12 protein-coding genes and 3 pseudogenes are annotated in these 13951 nt (G+C 67.6%); 9 read left to right on the top strand and 6 right to left on the bottom strand.

Translation table 11 applies throughout. The features are described from left to right. Window positions 1–95: 95 nt before the first annotated feature. Both OHA03_RS37605 and OHA03_RS37600 read left to right on the top strand, forming a co-directional pair. Window positions 96–889, top strand: a protein-coding gene (locus tag OHA03_RS37605) for an IS5 family transposase (RefSeq protein ID WP_267008501.1) whose coding sequence is annotated in 2 segments (ribosomal slippage) — window positions 96–413 and window positions 416–889 — 792 coding nt in all. Because the reading frame shifts where the segments join, the coding sequence is not laid out codon by codon here. A gap of 215 nt (window positions 890–1104) precedes the next feature. After that, window positions 1105–1320, top strand: a complete 216-nt coding sequence (locus OHA03_RS37600) for a hypothetical protein (RefSeq protein WP_267008500.1) — start codon at window positions 1105–1107, stop codon at window positions 1318–1320. A 207-nt stretch (window positions 1321–1527) separates the two neighbouring features. Here OHA03_RS37600 and OHA03_RS37595 read toward each other — a convergent pair whose 3' ends face one another. Together OHA03_RS37595 and OHA03_RS37590 are read right to left on the bottom strand one after the other, a co-directional pair. Further along, window positions 1528–2577 (bottom strand): IS110 family transposase, encoded by a 1050-nt coding sequence (locus OHA03_RS37595; protein WP_267009608.1) that lies wholly within the window; start codon window positions 2575–2577, stop codon window positions 1528–1530. Between the two features lie 366 nt (window positions 2578–2943). Continuing rightward, window positions 2944–3894: pseudogene (locus tag OHA03_RS37590) on the bottom strand (IS1380 family transposase); the annotation flags it as partial. Between the two features lie 49 nt (window positions 3895–3943). On the opposite strand from OHA03_RS37590, the pseudogene OHA03_RS37585 reads away from it, so the two are divergent. Continuing rightward, a pseudogene (locus tag OHA03_RS37585) lies at window positions 3944–4947 on the top strand (IS5 family transposase). Window positions 4948–4967: 20 nt separating this feature from the next. Here the strand turns inward: OHA03_RS37585 and OHA03_RS37580 are convergent. Next, window positions 4968–5423, bottom strand: a pseudogene (locus OHA03_RS37580) (transposase); the annotation flags it as partial. A gap of 285 nt (window positions 5424–5708) precedes the next feature. On the opposite strand from OHA03_RS37580, the gene OHA03_RS37575 reads away from it, so the two are divergent. Beyond that, window positions 5709–7196, top strand: coding sequence for an IS4 family transposase (locus OHA03_RS37575; protein ID WP_267000869.1), 1488 nt, complete (start codon window positions 5709–5711; stop codon window positions 7194–7196). Between the two features lie 116 nt (window positions 7197–7312). On the opposite strand, the gene OHA03_RS37570 is transcribed toward OHA03_RS37575, so the two are convergent. Both OHA03_RS37570 and OHA03_RS37565 read right to left on the bottom strand, forming a co-directional pair. Beyond that, window positions 7313–8121 (bottom strand): IS5 family transposase gene (locus OHA03_RS37570; protein ID WP_267008499.1). Its coding sequence is split into 2 segments (ribosomal slippage): window positions 7313–7801 and window positions 7804–8121, totalling 807 coding nucleotides; the frame shifts between segments, so codons are not numbered across the junction. Window positions 8122–8195: 74 nt separating this feature from the next. Next, window positions 8196–8342 carry a hypothetical protein gene (locus tag OHA03_RS37565; RefSeq protein ID WP_267008498.1) on the bottom strand — a complete coding sequence of 49 codons (147 nt, stop codon included), beginning with the start codon at window positions 8340–8342 and terminating at the stop codon, window positions 8196–8198. A 220-nt stretch (window positions 8343–8562) separates the two neighbouring features. Between OHA03_RS37565 and OHA03_RS37560 the strand changes: the two genes are divergently transcribed. After that, window positions 8563–9549 (top strand): class I SAM-dependent methyltransferase, encoded by a 987-nt coding sequence (locus tag OHA03_RS37560; RefSeq protein WP_267008497.1) that lies wholly within the window; start codon window positions 8563–8565, stop codon window positions 9547–9549. 98 nt (window positions 9550–9647) lie between these two features. Further along, entirely contained in the window at window positions 9648–10007 is a 360-nt protein-coding gene (locus OHA03_RS37555; RefSeq protein ID WP_267008496.1) for a DUF6191 domain-containing protein, read from the top strand. Here the strand turns inward: OHA03_RS37555 and OHA03_RS37550 are convergent. After that, the gene (locus OHA03_RS37550; RefSeq protein WP_267009607.1) at window positions 10004–10441 is read right to left on the bottom strand and encodes an Lrp/AsnC family transcriptional regulator; all 438 of its coding nucleotides are present in this window, start codon (window positions 10439–10441) and stop codon (window positions 10004–10006) included. The two genes, OHA03_RS37555 and OHA03_RS37550, sit on opposite strands and share 4 nt — an antisense overlap. 85 nt (window positions 10442–10526) lie before the next feature. On the opposite strand from OHA03_RS37550, the gene OHA03_RS37545 reads away from it, so the two are divergent. From OHA03_RS37545 to OHA03_RS37535, 3 genes are all read left to right on the top strand, one after another. Continuing rightward, window positions 10527–11435 carry an SMP-30/gluconolactonase/LRE family protein gene (locus OHA03_RS37545; RefSeq protein WP_267008495.1) on the top strand — a complete coding sequence of 303 codons (909 nt, stop codon included), beginning with the start codon at window positions 10527–10529 and terminating at the stop codon, window positions 11433–11435. Between the two features lie 320 nt (window positions 11436–11755). Beyond that, complete coding sequence (locus OHA03_RS37540; RefSeq protein ID WP_267008494.1) at window positions 11756–12850, top strand: hypothetical protein; 1095 nt, start codon at window positions 11756–11758, stop codon at window positions 12848–12850. A gap of 354 nt (window positions 12851–13204) precedes the next feature. Further along, the gene (locus OHA03_RS37535; RefSeq protein WP_267008493.1) at window positions 13205–13522 is read left to right on the top strand and encodes an antibiotic biosynthesis monooxygenase; all 318 of its coding nucleotides are present in this window, start codon (window positions 13205–13207) and stop codon (window positions 13520–13522) included. Window positions 13523–13951 lie beyond the last annotated feature (429 nt).

The following is a 13951-nucleotide window of genomic DNA, read 5'->3' as shown; positions in this document are numbered from 1 at the left end:
CCTCGGTGGATCAAGGCTAAGAGCTCGTAACAGGATCTTGCTGAAGTGGCCTGGTCGGCCGTGACCGGTGTGACGATTCGACCGTTCGGGAGTGTGTGAGTACTCGCCGGTGGATCGTGGACGACGACTTGTGGTTGCTGATCGAGCCGTTGCTGCCGCCTTGGCCGGAGCGGTCACCGGGGCCGCGGCCGGTGCCGGACCGGCTGTGCCTGCAGGGGATCCTGTACGTGCTCTGCAACGACCTCGCCTGGCAACTGCTCCCGCTGGAGCTGGGGTTCGGCTCCGGACAGACGTGCTGGAGGCGACTGGAGCGGTGGCAGAAGGCCGGCGTCTTCGACCAGCTCCACCGCATCCTGCTCGCCGAGCTCAATGCAGCCGGCCAGCTCGACTGGTCCCGGGCCTGCGTGGATGGCTCCCACATCCGCGCGAAAAAGGGGGCGCCGACACCGGTCCGTCGCCGGTCGACCGGCGGAAGACGGGCAGCAAACACCACCTGATCTGCGACGGACGCGGCACTCCACTCAAGGTCATCACCACTGCAGCGAACGTCAACGACGTCACCCAGACCCTCGCCCTGGTCGACGGCATCCCGCCCGTCGCGGGCAGGCCCGGCCGGCCCCGCCGACGCCCAGAAGCCCTGCTCGGCGACAAGGGCTACGACTCGAACCCGAACCGCGATGAGCTGCGCAAACGCCGGATCCTGCCCGTCATCTCCCGCAAGGGCTGCCCGAACATCAAAGACATGGGCAAGCTCCGCTACGTCGTCGAGCAGACCTTCGCCCTGCTCCACCAGTTCAAACGACTCGCCGTCCGCTGGGAACGCCGCACCGAACTCCACGACGCCTTCGTCTCCCTCGCCTGCAGCCTCATCTGCTGGCGCCGGCTCTAAGGATTGTCGTACTGGTGATACCTGCGTACGTGAATGCGAGCACGGCCCTCAAGGCCTCTCCGGCGGGTTGCGGCACCGGCCATCCGTCCCTGCGTCGCCGGTGGCCCACTCCCGGCAGGTGTCACTCGAATGGAGTAACCCAACGCGCCACCCACATGGGTGAAGATCAAGCTGAGTAGTGCCCCAACCGAGGCAATCCGTGAAAGGGAAACCACATGCGCATTCGACGAACTCTCGCCGCCGTCATCGCCACGGCAGCCCTCGCCGGACTCGGCCTCACAGGTGCCGCCACCGCCACGGCCGCCACCCACAACGCCACCGCCACCGCCCACACCGAAAGCCTCACCCCGGGTGAGTGCGTGGACGGCGGCGGAAAGGTGGTCGGGATGAAATGCGTCGGCGGTACGGGCGACGGGCAGATGGTCGACTAACGCCCACTGGGCGCCCCGCAGCCACGCGCCGCGGGGCGCTCCCGCGCGAGCATGCTGCAAAATCACGTTTACACCGAGATACGTACGCCACTAACCTCGATCGTTCATGAGTCCTCGTCGATTCGCTGTCGGGGACTCTGTGCTTGCGAGGTGCGGAATTTCGGGGGCTGGGGCAGGTTGGCGGCCCGGCTGATGCCCCTATGGATGTCAAGCGGCTGTGGGAAGAACGTCGCTGGTCGGTTGTGGCATGGAGCCGATGATGTGCTTGTAGAGGTCACGGGCGACGTAGCGTTTGAGGCATCGGATGGCTTCGCGGCGACTCTTGCCCTGGGCGATGCGGCGGTTCATGTAGTCGCGTGTGCGCGGATCCCAGCGCAATCGGCTGAGAACGATCGTGTAGAGCGCGGAGTTGGCCTGGCGGTCGCCTCCGCGGTTCAGCCTGCGGCGCTGGGTCTTGCCCGAGGAAGCCTCAACGGGACTGGTGCCGCACAGTGCGGCGAAGGATGCCTCGCTGCCCAGCCGGTCCGGGTTGTCGCCGGCGGCTATGAGCAGGGCTGCGGCGGTGTCCGGACCGACACCACGGTGGTCCAGGAGACCTGGGGCAGCGATCAAGACCGCGTCGGTCATCCGCTGGTTGAGGTCGTTGATCTCCTCCGTCAGGCTCTGGATGCGGCGGGCCAGTAGGCGCAGGGTGTGGCGGGCTGCCGCTGCTGAGTCGTTGCCTGCTGCGACGTCCAGCTCCGCGCAGCTGCGGATCAGCTTCACATTGCTCAGGCCGGCCAGCGATTCCCGGAGTGCTGGGGCCGTCGAGATCAGGACGGACTTGAGTTGGTTGATCGCTTGAGTGCGGGACTTGGTGGCCGACCCTTTGGCCATCCTGAACAGCCGTAGTGCCTCCACCGGTCCGTCTGCCGCCTTGGCTGTCGCGGTGGCGCGTCCGGACAGGACTGCTCGGGCGGCGGCCTCGGCGTCGACCGCGTCGGTTTTGCCGTGTCGGCGCCGGGCGGCCTTGTCCGGCTGGTTGACCTCAGTCACCTCTATACCGGCGCCTCGCAGATAGCGGGTCAGCGCGGCCCCGTAGGAACCGGTGCATTCGACTCCTGCCCGCCGCAGTGTTCCGAAGGAACGAGCCCAGGCCAGCAGTTGACGGTAGCCGTCCGCGGTAGCGGGGAAGGACCGGCCGTCCAGAGTGGCCCCAACCGTGGTGATCACGGCAGCCGCGTGGAAGTCCTTGTGAGTGTCCACCCCGAGGAGCACGTCCTCGGAGCCGTCGGTGGTGACGTGGCGCGGGTGAAGCGGTTGGGTGATGCTGGGCACGGTTGCCTGTCTCCTGGAGCTCGGGAACGTGGGCGGCCGTCGCCGGGCCGGAGGGCGGTCAGGACTGTGACGGTGCCTGTCGCGAAGGCCCCTATCGGGACACGCTCACCGGTCCGGCGGCAGCAAGCACCGCCTCGGACGGTGGTCGACAGATCAGACGCAAGGCACTGCGGCCAGTCGCGTCGCGGGTCAGACCACCGCCCGAGGCAGCACCCGCTCATCCTCACAGTCGCGTCGGGTGGGCGCCGGGGTTCCACGGCTCCGGGATATGCTGCTGTGGCTCGTCGGGACGGTCGGAGTTGCTGGTCAGCCGGGGTTCGGCAGGGCTGCGAGTCGCTGGATCGCGCGGGTGATCACATCCGTCCAGGGCCATCGGGTGGTGAAGCGGAGCCAGCGGCGGCGGCCGGTGGTGATGATCTGTGCAGCGGCGGAGAACAGCCGCAGGCGAAGCCGTTTGGGTTCCCAGCGGCGTGTTTCTGCGGTCAGGGCGAGCATCGGCATCCAGGCGAGGAGGTCGAGTGCGATCTGGACGATCTCCAGCCAGATCCGGTTCTGCGCGGTGTCGTGCAGGGGCAGATTGCGCAGGCCGGTGTCACGGGCGGCGCGGATCCGGTCCTCGCAGCGGGCCCGACGTCGATGACGCAGTTCCAGGTCGGCGAGCTGGCCGCCCTTGGTGTTGGTCGCGAAGCAGGTCAGCCGCAGTCCGTCGAGGTCGGTGAAGCGCAACTGGGCCCCGGGGTGGGGACGTTCCTTGCGGACGATCAGCCGCATGCCCTTCGGCCAGGAGGAGAGGTCGGGCATATCGGTGATCTCCGCGACCCAGGCGCCGGGCCGCTCGGTGCCGCCGGAGTCGTAGGCCGGTGTCCACGCTTTCTTCGGGATCTTCAGGACGGCCTGGTGGATGGCGTCGGTGATGGTCATGCCGACGGAATACGACAGCCACCGGCCCGGTCTGGTGAGCCAGTCGAGGAAGGCGTGGGTGCCGCCGGCGGAGTCGGTGCGGATCAGTGTCCGACGTCCCCGCCGCAGGTGTTTGGGCAGTTGGGCCAGGGCGAGCCGGGTGGCGGTGATGTGATCACTCGCGGTGTTGGAGCCCGCGTTGCCGGGCCGCAGCACAGCGGCCACCGGCTCCCCGGCGCCGGCCTGGCCGTGATCGACGAACGCCACGAGCGGATGATGGCCGAAGGTCTTCTTCCAGGTCGCGGTGGCGTCCTGCTTCTCGGAGTGCGCTAGGGTGCGTATCGAGTCGTGATCAATCTGCGGGATTCGCCCTCGCGGCGGCGCCTGGACCGGTAGATGTTCTTGCATGACGCGAGTGCAACTGGCGGACACGGATTGGGAGTTCATCGAGCCGTACCTGCCCATCGGCGAGTACGGCCCGTATCCCGAGCGGCTTCGGCAGCAGTTCGAGGGCGTGATCTGGCGGTTCAAGACGGGCGGGCAGTGGCGGGAGATGCCGAAGGAGTTCGGTGCCTGGTCGACCGTCCACAACCGCTTCCGGCAGTGGCGTGACGCGGGGGTCTTCGAGGCCCTGCTGGAGGGCCTGATCGCGGAAGCCGCGAAGCGGGGCGAGGTAGACCTGTCCCTGGTCAGCGTCGACTCCACCACCGCGCGGGCTCACCACGACGCCGCCGGGATGCATCTGGAACAGGACGTCGTCGCCGCGCTGGAGAAGGCCGCCGCCGAGGAGGAGAAGGCCAGATCAAAGGGGGCGGCCTCGAAGAACAAACCGGGCCGGACACAGAATCCGATCCCGAGCGGGAAGAGCGACGACGCATCCGGCGTCGCCGAAAACTCCGACTGAAGGCCGCCCTCCTCGGACGCTCCAGAGGTGGGCAGACCAGCAAGGTCCACCTTGCCGCCGACCGCAAGTGCCGCCCGCTGGCGTTCGTCCTGACCGCGGGACAGGCCGCCGACAGCCCGCAGTTCATCCCCGTGCTGGGGAAGATACGGGTCCGCGGGCCCGTCGGCCGCCCCCGCACCCGGCCGGACGCGGTCGCCGGGGACAAGGCCTACTCGTCCCGCGGTAACCGGGCCCACCTGCGGAAACGCCACATCAAGGCAGTCATCCCGGAGAAGAAGGACCAGGCCGCCAATCGGACGAAGAAGGGCAGCAGGGGCGGCCGGCCCGTCAGTCACGACGCGGACCTCTACAAAGAGCGGAACACCGTCGAACGCCTGATCAACAAGCTCAAGGCCTGGCGAGGCATCGCCACCCGCTACGACAAGACACCGGACAGCTACCTCGCCGGCCTCCACCTGCGCGCCTCGATGATCTGGATCAAAGACCTCACCCGGACCACCCATTGATCACGACTCGATACGCGCCCTAGAACCAGCACGCCGTCGATGTCCACGATCACCGATCCGTCGGCGGCCGGACTGTCGGCACCGGCCAACTCCCAGACTTGCGTGCGTACTTCGGCCCGTGCCGTCCGGACCGCGGCCAGTGCCTTGGGCCCGGCGGCGGCAAGGGCGCCGATCAGACGGGAGACCGTCGGGTCGGACGCCACCGGACCGAACACCTCGGGCTCGGCCCGCAGCATGGCGACATCGGCGAGGCAGTCCCCGCCCAGGGCCGTCGCGAGCGCGACATCCAGCAGGATCTTCCCCGGGTCGTGCACCGCCCGCGGCTTGCGCCACGGTGCCAAAGCTGCCGATATCGCGGTGTCCAGGCCGGACTTGCGGACCGTCTCGACCAGCAGCACCGCCCCGGCCTGCGAGACCGCCCCGCGGCCACCGACCCCGACGCGGACACGCGGGTATGCCCCGCTACTCTTCTTCACCTGAGAAGTGCTTCTTTCCATCGCACGATCTGGACCCTCGACAAGTCCTATCGTTGCAGGTCAGGACAATGCCGGTGAGTTAGCGCGTCGGTGCAGGTCAGGCACTTGATAGTGCGGGGTTTGGTTGGGAATATCCCCTGGTGACGTTGCGTGATCCGTCACTTCTGGTGACGTGTCGGCGGAGGCCGGGACACGGCAACGGAGTTCCCGGTAGGACAGAAGATCGACCAAGATCCGACTGTCCGCGAGGGAACTCCGTTGGGTACTCAGTGTGCCATCGTCCGCATGTCGTCTGCCATCACCGAGGGCAGCCAGGCCCCGTTGAACAGGCTGGTGACCCCCACGGACCGGCGCTTTGGCGAGCACGTCCGTCTCGGCGTGTTGACCGAGGAGATCAGCCCTGAACTGGTTGACGAGGTCGTGGAGTTGACCGGCTGCGGCGAGCGTCGCCGCCGGCTGTTGCCCGCCCGGGCGGTGGTCTACTTCATCCTGGCGTTGTGCCTGTTCAGCAGCTCCGACAGTGCCGGGCCGCCGGGATACCGGTCGGTCCTGCGCACGTTGACGGAGAAGCTGCGGCATCTGCCAGGCCTGTGTGTGCAGCGCTTGCCCACCAGCTCGGCCCTGACACGGGCCCGGCAGCGGCTGGGCGACAAGCCGCTGCAGGCGCTGTTCGAGCGGCGGTGCGGCACGCTGGCCACGACCGTCACTCCGGGCGCGTTCGCCTTCGGGCTGCGGCTGGTCGCCTGGGACGGCACCGCGCTGGATGTCCCCGACACCCCGGCAAACGCTGCTGAGTTCGGTTTCACCGGCAAGGGTGGTGTCAACCAGAGCGGACACCCACAGGTCCGCCTGATGGCCCTGACCGAATGCGGCACCCACGCCCTGGTCGACGCGGCCTTCGACGCCGTGGCCAGGTTCAGCGAGCACAAGCTCGCCCGCCGGCTGCTGGCCTCCCTGCGAGGGGACATGCTGCTGCTGGCCGACCGCAACTTCGCCGGATACCAGCTGTGGGGCCTGGCCCGCGCCACCGGCGCCCACCTGGCCTGGCGGATCAAGAAGAACCTGGTCTTCGTGCCGCTGCGGGTGCTGTCCGACGGGTCCTACCTGTCCATCATGCGCACGCCCGCGGAGAACATCCGCCACGGTCAGGCCCGCGCGGCCGGACGCACCCTGACCGAGCCGCCCCGGGGACACCTGGTACGGATCATCGAGTACACCGTGACCATCCACCCACAGGCCGGCCCACCCCGCACCGAGACGTTCCGGCTGGTCACCAGCCTGCTGGACCACCGCCTCGCCCCGGCCCACCAGCTGGCGAGGGCATATCACCAGCGGTGGGAGATCGAAAACGGATTCGCGGAACTGAAGAACCGCCTGCGCGGCGCCGGATTCATCCTGCGCTCCAAGGCGCCCGAGCTGATCTACCAGGAGATCTACGCCCTTCTCACCGTCTACCAGGCACTATGCGCACTGCAGACGCGCGCGGCAGAACACGGCGGGACCGATCCTGACCGGATCTCCTTCACCGTCACGGTGCAGCTCGCCCGGCTGGCCGTCGCCGCCCAGGCCGCAGCCGACGTCACCACACTGGCCGCCGCCCGCCGCGAAGCCACCACAGAGCTCTTGGCCGCCCTCCTGCCGCCCCGGCGCAACCGGCAGTGCCAGCGCATCAAGAAGCCGTCCAAGAACACCTTCGAGGTCAGAAAACGGGACCAGACCCGCACTCCCAGTAACGTCCGCTACACACTCAAAGTCACCAAGCACCCCACCTGACCTGCACCGACGCGCTAACTCACCGGCATTGCAGGTCAGGAGCACTTCTCTCGTCTTCGATCACGCCTCGGACAACCCGCCTCGTGAAAGCCCGAGGCTAAGAGCTCGTAACAGGATCATGAGTGGGCCTTCTTGAGCCGGCGCCAGCAGATGAGGCTGCAGGCGAGGGAGACGAAGGCGTCGTGGAGTTCGGTGCGGCGTTCCCAGCGGACGGCGAGTCGTTTGAACTGGTGGAGCAGGGCGAAGGTCTGCTCGACGACGTAGCGGAGCTTGCCCATGTCTTTGATGTTCGGGCAGCCCTTGCGGGAGATGACGGGCAGGATCCGGCGTTTGCGCAGCTCATCGCGGTTCGGGTTCGAGTCGTAGCCCTTGTCGCCGAGCAGGGCTTCTGGGCGTCGGCGGGGCCGGCCGGGCCTGCCCGCGACGGGCGGGATGCCGTCGACCAGGGCGAGGGTCTGGGTGACGTCGTTGACGTTCGCTGCAGTGGTGATGACCTTGAGTGGAGTGCCGCGTCCGTCGCAGATCAGGTGGTGTTTGCTGCCCGTCTTCCGCCGGTCGACCGGCGACGGACCGGTGTCGGCGCCCCCTTTTTCGCGCGGATGTGGGAGCCATCCACGCAGGCCCGGGACCAGTCGAGCTGGCCGGCTGCATTGAGCTCGGCGAGCAGGATGCGGTGGAGCTGGTCGAAGACGCCGGCCTTCTGCCACCGCTCCAGTCGCCTCCAGCACGTCTGTCCGGAGCCGAACCCCAGCTCCAGCGGGAGCAGTTGCCAGGCGAGGTCGTTGCAGAGCACGTACAGGATCCCCTGCAGGCACAGCCGGTCCGGCACCGGCCGCGGCCCCGGTGACCGCTCCGGCCAAGGCGGCAGCAACGGCTCGATCAGCAACCACAAGTCGTCGTCCACGATCCACCGGCGAGTACTCACACACTCCCGAACGGTCGAATCGTCACACCGGTCACGGCCGACCAGGCCACTTCAGCAAGATCCTGTTACGAGCTCTAAGGGCGGCGCTTCCACGGCGACAGCGCCGCCCAGGACCTGGGCAGATACAACTCCCGGTTCACCAGGGCCCGCCCCTGCTCGTGGTCGGCGAACGGGTTCACGACAGGTAGTGCCTGGTCAGGAGCAGTGGGCTGCTTCTGCACGGCCTGCCGTGGTGAGCGAGTACGGCCTTCGCCACGGGGTCACTCGAAGCCGAGATCATCCGCGCTCGGATCCAGAAATGGAACGTCGGCCCAACACTGTTCATCCGGAGTGTGGCGGCCGGGAAAATCCTCTAATCCGTCGCCGGTTTTCGCGGACAGATCTCCGGCGTACGAAGTTAATATCGCGACCCGCCCATCCGACTGAAACCGCGAGGCACCCGTGGCGCCCCTCAGCAAGCTCTACCTCCAGCTCGACGACGTCGAACTTCCGGACGAGATCCCTTACTCCCAGGTGAGCGCATGGGAATTGCGCTTTCTCTACCTGTTGGGACGTCATCGGCTGACTGGAGAGGGCAAGGTGATCGAGCTCGGGTCGGGCGGCGGCGGATCGACGTACGCGTTCGCACTCGGTCTGAAGGAGAACCCCGACTTCGACAGGACCACCAACAAGCTGCACGCGTACGACTTCTTCCGGGTCGGGAAGGGCACCTTCGCCTCCGAGAAATTCTTCTCGGCCGGGGTCGCGCCCGAGGACACCAACTCCTTCCTCGACGACTTCAAGGACAAGGTGAAGCCATTCATCGACTTCATCGAGCTGCACCCCGGCGACATCTGGCAGACCTCCGACCCCGAGGACCACAGCCCCATCGAGTTCCTGCACGTCGACATCGCCAAGACGGCGCGGGTCTTCCGCTGTGTGGCCGAGCGCTTCCTGCCCCGCCTGGAGCCAGGCTCCGTGCTGCTGCACCAGGACTTCGCCAGCCCCCGGCTGCCCTGGCTGCACTACAGCACCGGTCTGCTGCTGCCGTACATCGAGATCGCCGGGCCGCCCATCCGCTCCACACTCGCCTTCGAGGTGATCAAGCCGATCCCGCAGGACGTGCTGCGGGCCATAGCCGAGGACGCCTTCACCACCGACGAGAAGCTGAAGCTGATGTCAGCCGTCCAGGAGGTCGTCGACCGGGACTACACCCACGGGATCCCGTTCAAGGCCGTGATCGAACTCGCCAAGGCCTATGTCGCCCACTACGAGGGTGACCACCGCCGCGCCTGGAAGATAGCCAAGCCGCTGACCTCGAACGAATACCTGAGCCGTACCCGCAAGGACCACTTTGCCCAGCTGGAGAAGGCGCTCAACGAGGCCAAGCTCAACGGTGGATCCTCCCGTCTTGCCAGGCTGATCAGGAAGGTGACGTGCAAGGCGTAGCCGCCGGGTGGTGCCGGGAGCGCCGAACCGCCCCCAGGGTGGCCCCGCCGGCTTCGACGGCAGTGCAAGAGTCACCCTTGGCCTCGGATACTGAGGGCATGGAATTCGTCGTTCTCATGACCTTGCCCGGACTGGTCATCCTGCTGACCGTGCTGGCTTTCGCCGATCAGTTGTTGTTGCGCGCCGGGCGGGCCGGCGTTCTGCCGTGGCGGAACGGGGCACGTCAGGGCCAGATATCGGCAACCGGGTTCGAGCAACTGCACGCGAGTCTTTCGCCGGGGAAGCAGAACGAACTGAAGGAGCGGCATTCGGCACTGCTGATGCGGGATGACGAGGAGGACGGGGCACCGCCGAACCGGACAACGGTAGACCTGGCGAGAGGGACCGCAGTCGTCCGGATGCCGCGGGCGGCTCCGTACAGGCATTCCGACCAGGACAACGGAGAAACGCTGTACTAACCGGCGTCCAACGGCCGTTCGAAGAAGGTCTCCAGAACCACCGTTGCCTGCGTCCCGCTGACCCCCTCGATCGCGTACAGGCGGCGCAACACGTCCTGAAGCCGCTCGGTGGACGCGGTGCGGACCTTCACGAGGACGGCCGCGCTGCCTGCGATGACGTGCGCCTCCTGGATCTCCGGCACTGCGGCGAAGTCCTCGGCCCGGTCGCCCATCCACGCCGTCGAGTCGACCAGCACGAAGGCGAGGACTTCGCGGTCGAGCGCCGCGGGGTCGACGTCGATCGTTGTGGCCCGGATGACCCCCTGTTCCCGCAGCTTGCGCACGCGCTCGTGCGCGGCACCCGCCGACAGGCCGACCGCCTTGCCCAGTGCGGCATACGACTGGGTGGCGTCCCGCTGGAGCAGCGCAATCAGCTGACGGTCAATGTCATCCACTGGTTTCATATGAAGACCATACTTGGTTCTGTCACGTGCATGTTACGTTGAATCATGTTCTGGTCAATCCTTCCGAGAGGACGCCATGCCCGCCGACGGCCTGTACGAGATCCTGGACGATCGCTTCCGTACCGAACGCTGTGCGAACGGTGACAGCCGGCTGGAGGTCCTGCACGACGACTGCCGCTGGGCCGAGGGCCCGCTGTACCTCCCCGCCTGGCGCCAGCTGATCTGGAGCGACATCCCGAACGACCGCATCCTGCGCTGGGACGAGGCCACCGGCACGGTCGGCGTCTTCCGCACCCCGGCCGGCCACAGCAACGGCAACACCCTCGACCGGCAGGGCCGCCTGGTCACCTGCGAGCAGGGCAACCGCCGCGTCACCCGCACCGAGCCCGACGGGACCGTGACCGTCCTCGCCGACCGGTACGCCGGCAAGCGGCTGAACAGCCCGAACGACTCCGTCGTACGCTCCGACGGAACGATCTGGTTCTCCGACCCTGACTTCGGCATCACCAGCGACTACGAGGGCCATCGCGCGGAGTCCGAGATCGGCGCGTGCAACGTGTACCGGATCGACCCCGCGACGGGGGACGTACACCTCGCTGCCGACGGGTTCGCGGGACCCAACGGCGTGATCCTGTCCCCTGACGAGAAGCGACTGTACGTCTCCGACTCGCGGACCGCCCGGATCCAGATGTTCGACATCCGCGAGGACGGCACGCTCTCCGACGGGAAGGTCTTCGCCGAGGGCCGGGGCAACGTCCGCTTCGACAACATCCGCTTCGACGACGAGGGCCGCCTATGGGCCGCCGCCCTGGACGACAGCGTCCAGTGCTACCACCCCGACGGCACCCTCATCGGCCGGCTGCGCGTGCCCGAGCCCGTCTCCAACATCGCCTTCGGCGGCCCGAAGAAGAACCGCCTGTTCATCACGGCCACCACCTCCCTGTACTCGCTGGTGATGTCGGTGACCGGGGCGCCGCGCCTCTAGGCCGTTGCGCTGTCCATGGGCCTCGCGGTCGAACCCGGGTGGCCTGCCGCTCTGTTGACCTACCGCTTGCGCTTCGTCCTGCGCGTGCTACGCCTGCCCGAGGTCAGCGACGGCGTCGCGCCACACAACACATCACACCGCTCCCCAAGCCTGCCGCAGTCAAGGAATCATGAACGGTTCCGGCTGAGCCGGCGGGGTTCCAGGGCTGGTCATACAGGGGGCCGGGGTTCGTGAGGGTGCGGTTGAGCTGTGTGATGATGCACGGACAACGACCGGCCCTGGGGAGGGACCGGGCGCGTGGGAAGGGACGGGAACACATCGTGGGCAAGGGCGGGGCGTCCATACCGGACGAGGAGTGGGAGCGCTTCCTGCGAGAGGCGGAAGCCGGGACCCAGGGCGCACCCGAGGAACCGTCGGCGCGGGCCCGGATGGTGACGCGGCGGCTGCAGGAGGAGACCGGTCCGCCGGAGGGGTGGCGGACTCACCAACTGGCCCCGCGGCGCCGGGGCAAGGGGTGGTACGCGGTCGGTGTGCTGGTTACGGTCGGCTTGCTGATCGTGGCACTTGATCCGGGGCGGGTGACTGGATGGTTCGGAGGCAGAAGTGGCGAGAGTCTGCCGCTCGCCGCGGAGTCCGAACGTCCGGATCAGCCGCCGGCGACGCAGGCGGCAATCCAACTGCCCACGCTGGAGGAACCGTTCAGGGGCTCTCCCGCGGTGCGGTGGGACAACGGGACGTCAGGCATCAGCCTCCCTGCGGCACGGGCGACCGGCTGGATGAGCAAGAAGCAGGTCGCGCAGGCGCTCGATCGGACCCGGGACTTCCTTGCCGCGTCCAGTCTGGATCGTGGTGTGCTGCGCGGGGAGCGGCCGACGAAGGCGATCGCTTTGATCAACCCGCATCAGCAGGATGTCCAGGACTACCTGGCAACCGCGTTCAGCGCGCCCAGTCGGGAGAACGATCCTCTGCTGCTGTTCAGCCGTCTCGCGACAACGAAGGTGCGGCTTGTCGGCAATGTGGTCAAGACACGAGGACGGATCACCTATCGGGAAGGTAAGCGCGGTGCTGTCGAGGTGACCACCGATGTCACGTACGTCTACCCGGTCGTACGCGCTGCAGCGGGAAGCGACGAAGTCGCGCGTACCCTCGTGCGCCGCGAGGTCGTGATGAGCTGGGACAACCCGGCGAAGGTGGTCATCGAGCCGGGGACATTTTCCCTCGTCTCGTACAAGGTGGACACCACCAACGGCGGCTGCGACACCTTCACCGGCTACCTCACCCCCGAATTCATCGCCGAGCGCGCGGCCAAGGACTCGGGACGCGGCCCCGAGATCGACCCGTACGACCGGAGCACGTCGGTGGACGCGCTCATGCAGGAGTCCGGCAACAAGTGCAGGACCGCCACACGGTCGTGAGCGGCAGTGGCTCATGCGTTCGAGAGGTTCTTCGGGACGGCGCCCGGACGAACCCCTCCGGAGGCCGACGTGGCACCCGCTGCGCAGACATGCCGGGCTCGGGAGCAGAGACCGAGTGCGCGTACGAAGAGCCTGCGCGTGCTGCTCATCCGGGAGGCGGCCGGGGCGGTCGTCGCCGTCCGACGGTTCCGCTGGGAGCCGCGGCCGGAGTGAGAGTTCGCCGGCCGACAAGGCCGGGGGCTGCCCTGCTCCCCCTTTCCCCCCGCCGGCCCTGTCGATGGTGGCACGGTGCAACACCTGACCGTTCCGACCGACGTTCTTCGGCACAGACCGGGCGTGGGGCAGGATGTAGCCATGAGCGTCGTCAAGATCAACGTACTCACTGTCCCCGCCGAACAGCGCGAGACGCTGGAGAAGCGCTTTGCCTCCCGCGCCCACGCGGTCGAGAACTCGGACGGCTTCGAATGGTTCGAACTCCTCCGCCCTGTTGAAGGGACTGACAACTACCTGGTCTACACGCGGTGGCGCGACGAAGAGTCCTTCAAGGCCTGGGTGGAGGGCCCGATGAAGGAGGCGCATCAGGGGGGTGGCGACCGGCCGAAGCCTGCCGCGAGTGGGTCGACGCTGTGGTCCTTCGAGGTCGTGCAGCAGGCCGCGCCGGCAGGATCGTAGGCCAGGGGGGTGCCCCGATCATCCGGGGCGAGCCGTGACGCCGTGCGCCTCGCCTGCACCGAGCGGGCGGCACACAGCGATGTCGATACGTTCGGGAGTCGCTGCAGCCTTCATCGCCGACCGAGCGTGGCTGTCACTTGCCGTTCCTCCACGTCGTTCGCCCTCTCCGGCGAACGCGCTCACGGACCGGAGAACTCCTTGAGGAGTGCTGGGCAAGCAGGCGGGCGCACTCCGTTCCTCCCCCCAGGGCCAGCAGCAGGATGAAGGCGGCGGCCAGCAGTGCCTGAGATCCGCACGCCACTGGCAGGTCAGCCCGGTAGAAGCCGTAGCTGACCGCCACAAGACCGGTCGGCCCGACGGTCAGCACCAGGAAGAGCCTGGCCGTCGCGCCAGGAGGACGTGCCAATTCTGACGGCCGCATACCGTTCA

Source organism: Streptomyces sp. NBC_00154 (assembly GCF_026342835.1).
Classification (GTDB): Bacteria; Actinomycetota; Actinomycetes; order Streptomycetales; family Streptomycetaceae; genus Streptomyces.
Note: the sequence above shows the minus strand (reverse complement) of the source record. Positions and strands in the feature narration are given on the sequence as shown.

Excerpts from the sequence above, each read along its gene's own strand:
- OHA03_RS37545 (WP_267008495.1), top strand. The coding sequence starts at position 10,527 with ATGCCCGCCGACGGCCTGTACGAGATCCTGGACGATCGCTTCCGTACC.
- OHA03_RS37575 (WP_267000869.1), top strand. The coding sequence starts at position 5,709 with ATGTCGTCTGCCATCACCGAGGGCAGCCAGGCCCCGTTGAACAGGCTG.
- OHA03_RS37535 (WP_267008493.1), top strand. The coding sequence starts at position 13,205 with ATGAGCGTCGTCAAGATCAACGTACTCACTGTCCCCGCCGAACAGCGC.
- OHA03_RS37600 (WP_267008500.1), top strand. The coding sequence starts at position 1,105 with ATGCGCATTCGACGAACTCTCGCCGCCGTCATCGCCACGGCAGCCCTC.
- OHA03_RS37555 (WP_267008496.1), top strand. The coding sequence starts at position 9,648 with ATGGAATTCGTCGTTCTCATGACCTTGCCCGGACTGGTCATCCTGCTG.